Below are 13,135 nucleotides of genomic sequence, written 5' to 3'. Positions count from 1 at the left end.
TTAAATCCTACTCATTCATTAATTTCATAAATTCTTGTACAGTTGCAGATACATCTTGAGCACCAAACACTGCTGAACCTGCTACAATAACATTAGCACCTGCATTTACAACTTCTTGTACATTTTGTAGACCTACACCACCATCTACTTGAATTAATAAATCACGCCCTGTTCGTTCTCCTAAAGCCTTAACTTGTTTAACTTTTTCTAAAGCATAAGGGATAAAGCTTTGTCCACCAAATCCAGGATTTACAGACATAATAAGTACCATATCCACTTCATCAATAAGGCATTCAAGTACTTCCACTGGTGTGCCCGGATTAAGCGCTAATCCACTTTTCATACCAAGTTTACGAATAGCTTGTAAAGTACGATGAATATGTTTTGTTGATTCATAATGTACAGTTAAAATATCTGCACCTGCTGCTTTGAAATCTTCTAGATAAGCATCTGGATTTTCAATCATTAAATGAACATCCATTATGCCATTAATATGTTTTCTTAAAGCAGCTGCTACTGGCGCACCAATTGTAATATTCGGTACAAAGTGACCGTCCATAACATCTACGTGAATATACGGTGCACCTGCATGCTCTACTAATTTTACAGCTTCTCCTAAAGCTGCAAAATCTGCTGATAAAATTGAAGGAGCTAAAGCGTTCATTACCATTTCCTCGTTTCTTTTAGTTGATTATAATAAGTTACATAGTTTTCATAACGTGGTTTAAAAAGTTCATCTCGTTCTAAAGCTTCTTTGACAGCACATTTAGGTTCATGAATATGGCTACAGCCACTAAACTTGCACTGTCCTTCATATCTTTTAAATTCTGGGAAATAAAATTTCAAATCATTTTCTGGAATTTCTTCAAATTGTAAAGAAGTAAATCCTGGGGTATCTAATACATATCCCCCCTCACTAAACGGAAGCAGCTCTACATGCCTTGTTGTATGTTTACCACGTTTAATTTTTTCGCTTACATCACCTGTTTGAAGTTTCAAATGAGGTTCTATTGCATTAAGTAAAGTAGATTTACCAACACCAGATGGTCCCGCGAAGAAAGAAATCTTATCTTTTAAAACTTGTCTTATTTCATCTAGTCCTATATTTTGTTTAGCTGAAACACATAATACATCATAGCCACTTTTCTTATAGCCTTCTACAATCCATTCATAAGTTTCAGGTTTAGTACCGTCTATTTTATTTAATATAATATACGGTTTTATGCCTTCAAGTTCCACCATAATTAAAAAACGATCAAGTAAATCTAGATGAATCTCTGGATAAGTTACTGCAAAAACAATAAGACCTTGATCCACATTGGCTACAGGTGGACGAATTAATTTATTTTGTCTTGGTAAAATATCAACAATCTGCCCTTGTTTATAGGCATAGTGATTATCTTGATTATCTTCATCTACCTCTATACATACTTCATCACCAATAAGTGGTACGAGTCCTTCTTTTCTAAACTTTCCTCTTGCTTTACACTCGAAAACTTCTTTCTCTACTCTTACGTAGTAAAAGCCTGCAATTCCTTTAATGATTGTTCCTTGCATCATTTTTATTGTGTCACCTCATTAAAATTTATGTTGTCCTTGTACTCTTCACTTCCATCAAAGTAAGTTGTCAGTACACCTTTTCCTTTACCAGTAATTTGAACAGGGAGTGGAAATTGCTCTTTTTTCACAACTTGGTCAAATACAGATCTTGCTCCAAGTTCATCTTCAAGTAATAATACAACATGATATTCATCTTTTGCTTGATCTGGTGCATTAATTACTTTTGTAATAGTTGCTAATTTTTCACTAGGTTCTTGACCTTGGTCATTATTACCTGTCTCATCATCTGTTGGCAAGTTTGGATCTTCTATAGCTGGTGGATTTGGTTCTTCTGGCACTTCTTCTGGTTCTTCTACCTTAGGCCCTTCACTTACCATGATATCCACAATTTCACCTTCTTCTAACTCACTAGAAGCTGGTATACTTTGTGTAATAATTTTACCTTTTTCTACTGTATCACTTGGTTGTGTATTCGTTTGCCCAAGTCTAAGTCCAACATTATTTAAAGCAAGTTTTGCTTCATTGACTGTCATATTTTCAAGGTTTGGTACTTTTACAAGCACTTGCTTTGGTCCTTTACTAATAACAACTGTAATAACAGTTCCTTCTTCTACACGCTCACCTGCACCTGGTGATTGCTCAATAACTTGATTCATTTCTACTTTATCATCATAGCGACGTTCTGGGAAAAATTCTAACTTATATTTTTCCAGCTCACGTTGTGCATCTGCTGCACGTAAGTCTTTCAAATCTGGTACAATAACTTCTTTTACCTCTTCTTCAGCAGAAGCCACTATCACCTCTATTGTACTTCCTGGTTTAACTACTTCTTCCGCGCCAGGTGTTTGTTTCATAATTGTTCCTGGTTCATAGAGATTACTCGCTTCTTCTCCTACTTGTTTAACCTTTAAATCTTTGCTTTCAAAAATCTTAGTCGCTTCTTCAATGGTTTTACCTAAAACGCCTGGTACAACTACTGCATCTGGTTTAGAAAATGAAGGTAGAGCAAAAAATGCAATAGCCGCTACTATACCTACTATAACAAGTGTAGCAAGAACACCCCCTATACCAGCAAGAACTTTATAACCTTTTGGCACTTCCTCATCTTCCTCTTCGTCATCATCTTGATAGAGGTCTTGTGGACTTGTCATTTTAACAGCAGACACTTGACTAGAATCAAGTTTATTGGTTGTCTTTTCATTTTGTCTAATAAATTGTGTTTGAACATCTGTTAAAAGAATGGTTTGATCAATACTATCATCCATTACTTTTGTCTCTATAATGGCTTGAGGATTAATCTGTACCTTACGAATGTCTTCTAACATACTATCTGCATTTTGATAGCGTTCTTCTTGCTGTTTTTTTGTTGCTCTTAATATAATAGACTCCAGCCCTGGCCATATTTCCTTATTGAATAAACTAGGTTGTGGTATTTCTTCATTAATATGTTTAAGTGCAATAGATACATGTGAATCTGCTTCAAAAGGTAACTGTTTAGTTGCCATTTCAAACATAACAATACCACATGAATACAAATCACTTGTTTCATTAACATATCTCCCTTTTGCTTGCTCTGGAGAAAAGTAATGAACAGAACCAATCGCATTTCCTGTAGAAACAATCGTTGAAGAATCAACTGCTCTTGCAATACCAAAATCAGCAACTTTTAGGACACATTCATGTGTAATTAATATGTTTTGTGGTTTAATATCTCTGTGTATAATATGCTTACTATGAGCATGACGTATAGCCGATACAATTTGGTTTCCAAAATCTAATACGACCTCAGAGGCTAGTGGACCATTTTTCTCGATATACTCTTTTAATGTTTCACCTTCAACATATTCCATTACAATATAATGTAAATCCTCTTCCTGTCCTACATCATAAATACCTACAATATTAGGATGAGATAAGCTTGCTGCAGCAAAAGCCTCCGATTTAAACTTTTTAACAAAATCTTCATCTTTTACAAATTCTTCGCGTAATACTTTAATGGCTACAAAACGTTGTAGTCTATTACATTTAGCTCTGTAAACGATAGACATACCGCCTGCACCAATTTTTTCTATAATTTCATAGCGTTCACCCAGTAATGTTCCAGGCTCTAACATGTTGTATTCACCTCACCTTTTTTTACAATGATAACCGCAATGTTATCTACCCCTCCAGCCTCATTAGCTTTTTCAATCAAATGATCGATTGTGCCTTCTATATCTGAATAGGATGCATAAATTAATTTGTGTATTGTCTCTTCACTCATCATAGATGTTAAGCCATCTGAACAAAGTAACATATATTCTACACCATTTAAAGATTGCTTAAGCGTATCGACTTTTACTTGTTCATATGTACCAACGGCACGTGTGATCACATGCCTTTGAGGGTGTTCTTGTGCATCATTTTGTGTAATCATGCCCTGCTCTAGCATTTCTTGAACAAGTGAATGGTCAACCGTTACTTGCTTAATTTGATTGGAATTCATACAATAAAGTCTCGTATCTCCTACATGGGCAATATAGGCATTACCATCTATAACTGTACATAATGTAATTGTTGTACCCATACCTGTATAATCAGGATTTTCAAGTCCTTTATTATAGATTACATAATTGGCATGCAAAATACCTCTCTTTAAGAGTAAAATAAGATTTTCTTCTGATCCTAAACTATTACTCTTATGTCCTTCTATATAATCGCAAAAAGCATCAATAGCTAACTTACTTGCTATTGCCCCTGCTTTATGCCCCCCCATACCATCGGCAACGATATAAAGATTAGGCAGTGGTCCAACGGATTCGTTAGACACAAATACACTATCTTCATTTTTACTTCGTCTCATGCCAATATTTACTTTTCCAACAGCAATCATGCTATTCACCTCTTTTTTGTAGATACCTTCGCCTTAACTGTCCGCATGCTGCATCGATATCTTGTCCAAGTGTACGGCGTACAGTTGTCTCTATGTGATTAGATTTTAATACGTCAGCAAAATCTTCAATACTATGATTTGTTGCTGCTTTATAGCCACGTTCTTCTATTGGATTAACAGGAATTAAATTCACATGTGCTAACATTCCCTTGAGTAGTTTAGCAAGGCGCATCGCATCTTCTACACTATCATTTTCCCCTTGAATTAATGAGTATTCAAAGGTGATACGACGTCCAGTTTGATCAATATAATACTTACATGCTTCTAAAATTTCTGCAATGCTGTATTTCTTTGCAATAGGCATAACTTCACGTCGTTTTTCGTCTGTCGTAGCATGTAAAGAAATAGCAAGTGTAATTTGGAACCCTCTATCTGCTAGTTCATAAATTTTAGGTACAAGACCACATGTTGAAACAGTAATATGACGCTGTCCTATATTTTGACCTAATTCATGATTAATAAGTTCCACAAACTTCGTCGTAATGTCCATATATTCTAACGGTTCTCCGCTTCCCATGATAACGATGTTAGAAATACGTTCTCCTGTATCAAGCTGAGCCTGATAAATTTGACCAAGCATTTCAGATACTTTTAAATTTCTAACAAGGCCTTCAAGTGTGGATGCGCAAAATTTACATCCCATACGACATCCTACTTGTGAAGAAATACAAATAGAATTACCATGTTTATAACGCATTAAAACACTTTCTATTATATGGGAATCAGACAATTCAAACAAGTACTTTATTGTACCATCTATTTGAGATTCATATTTTTCTAAGATTTTTATAGAAGTTAAAGGAAATTTTTCTTTTAATTCGTTTCTTAAAGTTGCTGGTAAGTTACTCATTTCGTCATAATTCCACACCATTTTGTTATGAAGCCAATCAAAAAGTTGCTTTGCTCTAAACTTACCTTGTTTCATTTCTTGCATTAATAATTCAAGCTCTGTCAAATTCATGCTAATAATATCATTCATGTTTCTACTCCTTTACTTTCTAAACCTAGCAATAAAAAAGCCATCTGTTTCTTCTAAATATGGTAAAATCTCAATATAAGCATTGTCATGTACCTCAGATTTTAAACACTCTGGTAAGTTAAAAGGTATAGAATCTGTTTTTAAACCTAATTCTTTGGCATAAATGACCATATCTTGGTTTTCTTCTCGGGTTAATGTACATGTACTATAAACAAGTATGCCATCTTCTTTAAGATATTTTACAGCTTGATCCATTAATCCTTTTTGAATCTCATTAATTTCTTTAATGGCTGTATCATCTTTTGTATACCGTATATCTGGCTTACGCTTCATAATACCTAATCCAGAACAAGGTGCATCAAGTAAAACTTTATCAAACTGCCCAACCCACTCTTTACACTCTACAAGCCCATTTTGTAATGTTCCTTTTATAATCGTAGTGCCAAGTCTTGTAGCATTTTTCTCAATAAGTTCAATCTTATGTTCATGGACATCACACCCAACTACTTCTCCCTCATTTTCCATAAGAGCTGCTAGATGTGTTGTTTTACCTCCTGGTGCACTACACATATCTAATATACGTTCACCTTTTAGTGGTGCTAATACATGCCCCACTAACATAGCACTTTCATCTTGTACAGTCCATAGTCCTGCTTTATAAGATGGGCTATGATGAATACCTAGTCCTGTCTTGATATAAAAGCTTTCAGGTACAAAACCTTCTTCTAGAATTTCTATACCTTCTTTTTCAAGTTCTCCTTTTAATGCTTCTTTTGTAATTTTTAAGGTATTTGTACGAATACAAATCTTAGCACGTTGTGATAAACTTTCACAAATAAGCTTTGTTTTTTCTTCACCATAAGCTTCTACCCATCTATCAATAATCCATTCTGGTATAGAATAGTACACACTTAAACTTGGATAAGTAATGGTATCCTTTTGTCTTTCAATATTTCTAAGTGTTCCATTTATAAATCCAGCTAAATTACTCATTTTACGCTTATGCATAATTTTTACTGCTTCATTGATAACTGCTGAAGCTGGTACCTTATCTAAAAAAAGTAATTGATAAACACTCATGCGCATAATACTACGTACTAAAGGCTTCATCTTCTTAACAGGTGTCTTTGAAAATTGATTAATAATATAATCTAAACGAAGTCTCCATTTAATAGTTCCATAAATAACTTCATTTGCAAAACTTTTATCTTTACCTTCTAATTGATCTAACTCTTTTTTTAGTGCTAGTTGTAAATAAGTTTCATCTTTTTCTAAATCCGTTAAAATTTGTGCAATAACTTCTCTTATCGGTTTTGCTTTCATACTTTATCCTCTTTCCTAAAAAAAAGAGGCTATTAAAAACAGCCCCTTTTTAATCTCTATCATTTCCACCATAAATCAGCAATAGTCTAAGTAGCATCATTAAGGAAGTGGCAGCACCTGCTACATAAGTAAGGGCTGCAGCTTGAAGGACCTCTTTTGCTCCATCTAACTCTTCATCTGACAAAATACCGCTATTTGAAAGTGCAACAAGCGCACGCTTAGAAGCATTAAATTCTACAGGTAATGTCACAAAACTAAAAAGTGTTGTAAAGCTAAAGAGAATAATACCAATCCATAACAGTCCATTCAATGAAGTAATGGCACCTAAAAATACCATTGGTAAGGATAGACTGTTTGCAAAATTAGTAACTGGGATAAGCTTATGACGTAAGTTCAAGAATCCATATTGCTCAGACTCTTGTAATACATGCCCCACTTCATGGGCTGCAACACTTACGGCCGCAATTGAATTCAGGCTATAAGTTGTCTCTGAAAGACCAATCTCTTTTTTCATTGGGTTATAATGATCAGTCATAGAACCTCTGATGGGTCTAATACCAATATTCCCCAAATGATGAATCATCAAAATTCTTCTTGCTGCCTCTTCTCCCGTATATCCTGACAAGCAACGCACTCTAGAATATTTACTAAATGTGCTTTGTAACTTCATACTTGCCCATAAAGGTACAATTGAAATCCCTAAAAATAAAATCCAATATAAAGAATTGGAAGTTCCATGCATACCATCAGCTCCTATCTTAGTTCCCTAATAGTCTGCCCTTTTCAATACTATTCCCCTTAATGTATTCTGATACAGGCATTCTCTTTTTATTAGGTGCTTGTATCTCCTCAATAATTAAGATCCCATTTCCAGTTTGCACATGCATCCCAGCCTTATCAACTTCAATAATTGTACCTGGTGCATAATCGGTATTTTCATTGGTCATACTTGTTTGCCATACTTTCATTGGTTGCCCTTCATAGTAAGTATAGGCTACAGGCCATGGATTAAGACCTCTGACTTTAGCATCAATTTCATGGTTAGATTTTTCCCAATTAATCTCACCTAATGCTTTTTGAATCATAGAGGCATAAGTTGCTTGGTTATCATCTTGCTTTTCTCTTTCTTTTCCACCAGCTTCAATCATAGGCATAGCTTCTTTAAGTGCCTGTGCACCTACAATTTTCATCTTATCATGTAAAGATTCATAAGTATCACTTGGATCAATTGGCATAGACTTTTTATAAAGCATATCCCCTGTATCCATTCCTTTATCCATATACATAATGGTTACACCAGTTTCTTTTTCTTCATCTAGAATACTCCATTGAATTGGTGCAGCACCTCTGTACTTAGGAAGGAGTGAGCCATGAATATTAATACATCCAAGACTTGGTACTTCTAATACGGATTCTGGCAAGATTTGACCATATGCTACTACAACCATAACATCTGGATTTAAAGTTTTTATGTGGTTAAGAAATTCTTCATTACCTTTTACACGTTCTGGCTGTAATACAGGTAAATCATATTTTAGAGCAAGCTCTTTAACTGGTGGCATTAAAACTTTGTTTCCACGACCTTTTGGTCTATCCGGTTGTGTAACAACAGCTAACACATTATGTCCTTCATCAATCAACATTTGTAGTGTAGGAACTGAAAAATCAGGTGTTCCCATAAAAATAATATTCATGATTACCTCCTACTGGTTATCTTCTGTAAATTCTACTAAATCGCCTTCCACTAAATCCACAAAAAGTTTACCATTTAAGTGATCATTTTCGTGTAGCATTGCACGTGCCATAAGTTCTTCGCCTTCTACTTCAAACCAATTTCCATGACGATCTTGAGCACGTAACTTCGCATAATTTGGTCTTCTTACTGCACCGTATTTTTTAGGTACACTTAAGCAACCTTCTTCACCAAATTGTTCGCCTTCTACTTCAAGGATTTCTGGGTTTATAAATTCAATAACACCTTCACCAATATCTACTACAAAAATACGTTTTAATAACCCAATTTGTGGAGCCGCAAGACCTACCCCATCTGCATGATACATAGTTTCTGTCATATCATCTAATAACGCCCATAAAGATTCATCAAATTTTGTAACCTCTTTAGATACTTTTCTAAGTAATGGGTCACTTTCTATACGTATTGTACGTGTCGCCATAATTGCCTCCTTCATTTAAAACATACTTCTTGGGTCTATATCCCAATTTATTTTTATTGTACCAGTATTTTCTCGATTAATAAACTTATTTAAACAATATTTTCCATAAATCAGCACTTTTTCTCGCTCTACACCCATCATAATCAATTGCCATCTATATTCATCCGCAATTTTACTAATGGTTGCTGCTGCTGGTCCAACAATACGAAAAAGTCCTTTTTTATTGTAGTATTCATAATAATACTTTAACGTATGCACTTTTTGAATGACTTCTGTCTCATTTTTACCAGAAACAACTAAACTAAATAAATGGGTATAAGGTGGATAACCAAGTAATTTTCTTACTTTAAGTTGATCTTCATAAAATGCTTGTTGCTGATTATATTTAATTTTCTCTAACACCATATTCTCTGGACTGTAAGTTTGGATAATAACTTCACCCTTTTTATCTCCTCGTCCAGCTCTTCCTAGTGTCTGTGTAATAAGCTGATACGTTCTTTCTTCACTCCTAAAATCTTGAAGATAAAGCGCTTGATCTGCTGCAATAATTCCAACTAAGGTTACATCTGGAAAGTCATGTCCTTTTGCAATCATCTGCGTCCCTACTAAGACATTAAAATCATGCTTTTGAAAAGCTTCAAGCACTTTACTATGCCCTTCTTTACCAGAAGTCGTATCAAAGTCCATACGTCCGATCCCGTAGGCCCCAAAATAATTTTGCAAGTACTCTTCCACCTTTTCTGTTCCACTGCCAAAAAATCTAATATGACTGCTTCCACAGCTTGGACAGATCGTTGGAATCATTTCTTTATGTCCACAATAATGGCACTCTAAATAACCTGATTGTCTATGATAGGTCATGGCAATATCACAGTGTTTACATTTTACAACATAACCACAGTTACGGCAGTTAATAAATGTAGAATGTCCTCTTCTATTGATCAGTAACATAACTTGATTCCCAGCAATAAGCGTTCTTTCTATAGCTTCATGTAATGCACCACTGATAATCTGCATATTGCCATTTTGAAGTTCTCGTCTCATATCCACAATCTGAACATAGGGCAGTGTGGCCCCACCAATACGTTTTGTAAGTGGAACCAATTCAAGTTCACCCTCTTGCATTTGATAGTAACTTTCAAGACTTGGGGTTGCCGAAGCTAAAATCAGTGTCCCCCCACATTCTATCATTCTTCTTCTCGCTACATCTGTCGCATGATATTTAGGTGTAGTCTCTGATTTATAAGTTGCTTCATGTTCCTCATCAATTACAATCAGCTTTAAGTCAACCATTGGCATAAAAACTGCACTACGTGGACCAATCATAACACGTATTTTACCTTCTTTTGCCTCTTGATAAAGTCTTTGCCTTTCTCCACTCCCCATACGACTATGGGTAAGGGCCACTACATTTCCAAAACGCTCCCGAAAGCGCATTAAAGTCTGCCTAGTGAGTGCAATTTCTGGTATCAGTACAATAGCACTACCACCTTCTTCGAGTACTTTACAAATAGCAGTTAAAAAAACTTCTGTTTTACCACTACCTGTAACCCCTTCAAGAAGTACACCTTTGTAATAAGGACTTTCAATAGCCTGATAAATTTTATCTTTGGCCATTTGTTGCTCTTCATTAAGCACTTTAAAAGCATCGTATGCAATAGGATTTGGAATAAAAACCTTAAGTCTTTCTTCTTTTCTTAAGATTTCCTTTTTAATCAGCGTATTTAAACTAGATGGACTAACCTCTTGACTCTTTTTAAGCTCCTCAAGCGAAATAGCTTCTTCCATCATAAATAGCGTTAAGATCGCACGCTGTTTATCAAAGCTTTTCTTTGTACTTTCCTTTGTACTTTCCTTTGCAATATACTTCTCTAAGTCATTTAGACTTAACCCACGACAAATATAAGTTTCTGTTTCCGGCAAAGGCCTATAAGGTGTCTTTGCCATACCTGGTGGTAAAATAAGTTCTAATGCCATTGCAAAAGTACACCCATAATAATTCACTAAAAATCGGGCCAGATTCACCTGTTCTAAACTTAAAAGGGGTTCCTCATCAAAAAGCTCTAAAATGGGCTTAATCCTATAGTTTCCTTCTGTTAGGTTGTCTAGTAAATGTATAACAAAAGCAACTTGTGTACGATTCCCTTGTCCAAAAGGAACCTTCACTCGTTGCCCAATAGATACTTTTTGTGCTAAATGAATAGGAATACTGTAAGTAAACAAACGATCGATTTCTTCTGTTTTAGCAAAGTTCATAATCACTTGTACATACTTACTCATACTTAACGCCTACCTTACATAAAGAATAAACAAGTGCAAGCACTTGTTTATTCTCCTAATTCTTTAATTTTAATTTTCCCTGCGTAAAGTTCGTCTACTGCAATTGATGTAGATTTTTTATGTTTAAGCTTTTCATTTAATTCAGCTGCTTCTTTGATACGAATTGGATCAATTGGTGTATCTTTCTCTGCATTTTTGCTGTTTGATTCTTCATTAACGATATCAATGATTTGTCTTGCACGTCTCGCTGCAGCAATAATGATTGAGTAACGGCTTGTAACGACTTTCTCGTTTGCGTCCTCATTTAATTTTTCCATAAGTTGAGTGTATGATGGTTGTAACATGGATTAATCCTCCTTTTATTTTGTGAGCATTTCTTCAATATAAGTTTTATATCTATAACTTTTTAGTTTCTCAGCTCTCACAATATTTCTAATGTGTTCCACTGCATCTTCTAAGCGGTCATTAATAACAATATAATCGTATTCTTTATACATTTTAAGTTCATCTACTGCACGTGCTAAACGTTTTTCAATCACATCATCAGTTTCTGTTCCACGTCCAATAAGTCTGCTTTTCAACTCTTCAAAAGTTGGTGGCATAATGAATACAAAAATAGCATCAGGGTATACACTTTTAACTTGCATTGCTCCTTGAACTTCAATCTCAAGAATAACATCTTTACCTTCTTCAACACTTTTATCAATGAAACTTTTTGGTGTTCCATAATAATTGTTGCAGAAATTAGCATACTCTAAAAGCTCGCCTTTTTCAATCATTTCTTCAAATTCTTCTACAGATTTGAAGAAATAATGCACTTCATCTTGTTCCCCTACACGTGGTTGTCTTGTTGTAGCTGAAATAGATAAGATAAAATCTTCTTTGATTAATTCTTTTACGATCGTGCCTTTACCTGAACCCGATGGGCCAGAAAGGATGATCTTAAGTCCTTCACTTTGCATCATTATCTCCTTAAAATCAAAATATTATTCTTTTGCTTATTCTATATTTTGAATTTGTTCTCTCATTTTTTCAATCTCTGTCTTTAGTTGTACAGCATAAGATGTCACTTGATATTCATTGGCTTTAGAAGCAATAGTATTGGCTTCACGATTCATTTCTTGCATTAAGAAGTCTAACTTACGTCCAACACTACCTTCTTCTTCTAAAATAGCCTGAAGCTGATTAATATGACTTCTTAATCTTGTAAGTTCTTCATCAATAGCTGTACGATCTGCAAAAATCGCAAGCTCCGTTGCAAGACGTGTTTCATCTACTGGAATATCTTCAAGTAGCTTTTGAAGGCGTTCTTCAAGCTTTACTTTATAGTGGGCAACAATTTTGTCACTCACTTGCTCTAGTGAACCCACTACTTCTAAAAGGAAAGTTGCTTTTTGAAGTAAATCTTCTTTTAAGGCAATACCTTCTTTTTCTCTCATTGTAATGACACTGTTTAAAGCTTCATCTAAAGCTTCTTCTATCATTGGCCATATTTCTTCTATATCTGATGCTTTCTTATGAATAGATATGGCATCACTTAAATTCATAAGTTCAGAAAGACCTATATTATCTATGAGCCCAAGTTTTGTTCCAACTTGTCTAAGTGCTTCTACATATGCTACACAAGCTGCTTCATTTACAACGACTTCAATATCGTCTTCTGATACACTTGTCATAAAAAGGTTGAGTTCTACTTTCCCTCTTGCAATAAGTGATTTTACTTTTTTACGTATTGGGTCTTCAAGTGATGTAAGGCCTTTTGGCATACGTATAGAAATCTCACAGTATCTATGATTCACTGTACTGATTTCAACATTGACTTTTCGGTTATATGCTTCTTTTTCACATCTACCGTATCCTGTCATACTTTTTATCATGAGGTTACCC

Annotated in this window: 13 protein-coding genes; all 13 read right to left on the bottom strand. The window is 34.9% G+C overall.

Going from position 1 to position 13,135, the window contains the following annotated elements; all coding sequences use genetic code 11:
• Positions 1 to 7: 7 nt before the first annotated feature.
• The 13 genes from rpe to PBV87_RS16605 are packed head-to-tail and all read right to left on the bottom strand — an operon-like array spanning position 8 to position 13,125.
• Complete coding sequence (gene rpe, locus PBV87_RS16665) at positions 8 to 664, bottom strand: ribulose-phosphate 3-epimerase (protein WP_053983998.1); 657 nt, start codon at positions 662 to 664, stop codon at positions 8 to 10.
• On the bottom strand, positions 664 to 1,557 hold the full coding sequence (gene rsgA / locus PBV87_RS16660; RefSeq protein ID WP_271013020.1) for a ribosome small subunit-dependent GTPase A: 894 nt from the start codon (positions 1,555 to 1,557) through the stop codon (positions 664 to 666). Before rsgA ends, rpe begins: the two co-directional genes overlap by 1 nt.
• 5 nt (positions 1,558 to 1,562) lie before the next feature.
• Entirely contained in the window at positions 1,563 to 3,674 is a 2,112-nt protein-coding gene (gene pknB, locus PBV87_RS16655) for a Stk1 family PASTA domain-containing Ser/Thr kinase (RefSeq protein WP_271013010.1), read from the bottom strand.
• Positions 3,668 to 4,432: a Stp1/IreP family PP2C-type Ser/Thr phosphatase gene (locus tag PBV87_RS16650; RefSeq protein WP_053984000.1), complete on the bottom strand. Its 765-nt coding sequence runs from the start codon at positions 4,430 to 4,432 to the stop codon at positions 3,668 to 3,670. The genes pknB and PBV87_RS16650 overlap by 7 nt, the downstream gene beginning before the upstream one ends.
• A 1-nt stretch (position 4,433) precedes the next feature.
• Positions 4,434 to 5,471 carry a dual-specificity RNA methyltransferase RlmN gene (rlmN, locus tag PBV87_RS16645; RefSeq protein WP_053984001.1) on the bottom strand — a complete coding sequence of 346 codons (1,038 nt, stop codon included), beginning with the start codon at positions 5,469 to 5,471 and terminating at the stop codon, positions 4,434 to 4,436.
• Positions 5,472 to 5,483: 12 nt separating this feature from the next.
• Positions 5,484 to 6,794: a 16S rRNA (cytosine(967)-C(5))-methyltransferase RsmB gene (gene rsmB / locus PBV87_RS16640; RefSeq protein ID WP_271013009.1), complete on the bottom strand. Its 1,311-nt coding sequence runs from the start codon at positions 6,792 to 6,794 to the stop codon at positions 5,484 to 5,486.
• A 49-nt stretch (positions 6,795 to 6,843) separates the two neighbouring features.
• The gene (locus tag PBV87_RS16635) at positions 6,844 to 7,536 is read right to left on the bottom strand and encodes a zinc metallopeptidase (RefSeq protein ID WP_053984003.1); all 693 of its coding nucleotides are present in this window, start codon (positions 7,534 to 7,536) and stop codon (positions 6,844 to 6,846) included.
• A 16-nt stretch (positions 7,537 to 7,552) separates the two neighbouring features.
• A complete protein-coding gene (gene fmt, locus PBV87_RS16630) occupies positions 7,553 to 8,488 on the bottom strand; it encodes a methionyl-tRNA formyltransferase (protein ID WP_053984004.1) in 936 nt (311 codons plus the stop codon).
• A gap of 9 nt (positions 8,489 to 8,497) precedes the next feature.
• Positions 8,498 to 8,968, bottom strand: a complete 471-nt coding sequence (gene def, locus PBV87_RS16625; RefSeq protein WP_053984005.1) for a peptide deformylase — start codon at positions 8,966 to 8,968, stop codon at positions 8,498 to 8,500.
• Positions 8,969 to 8,983: 15 nt separating this feature from the next.
• On the bottom strand, positions 8,984 to 11,248 hold the full coding sequence (gene priA / locus PBV87_RS16620; RefSeq protein ID WP_271013008.1) for a replication restart helicase PriA: 2,265 nt from the start codon (positions 11,246 to 11,248) through the stop codon (positions 8,984 to 8,986).
• A 47-nt stretch (positions 11,249 to 11,295) separates the two neighbouring features.
• Entirely contained in the window at positions 11,296 to 11,592 is a 297-nt protein-coding gene (gene rpoZ / locus PBV87_RS16615; protein ID WP_053984007.1) for a DNA-directed RNA polymerase subunit omega, read from the bottom strand.
• Positions 11,593 to 11,607: 15 nt separating this feature from the next.
• Positions 11,608 to 12,210, bottom strand: coding sequence for a guanylate kinase (gene gmk / locus PBV87_RS16610; RefSeq protein ID WP_330680467.1), 603 nt, complete (start codon positions 12,208 to 12,210; stop codon positions 11,608 to 11,610).
• A gap of 36 nt (positions 12,211 to 12,246) precedes the next feature.
• Entirely contained in the window at positions 12,247 to 13,125 is an 879-nt protein-coding gene (locus PBV87_RS16605) for a YicC/YloC family endoribonuclease (RefSeq protein WP_053984009.1), read from the bottom strand.
• Positions 13,126 to 13,135: the final 10 nt, after the last annotated feature.

The organism is Holtiella tumoricola (genome assembly GCF_027857615.1).
Lineage (GTDB): Bacteria > Bacillota > Clostridia > Lachnospirales > Cellulosilyticaceae > Holtiella > Holtiella tumoricola.
The sequence above is the reverse complement of the archived record's forward strand: the minus strand, read 5'-3'. Positions and strand labels throughout refer to the sequence as shown.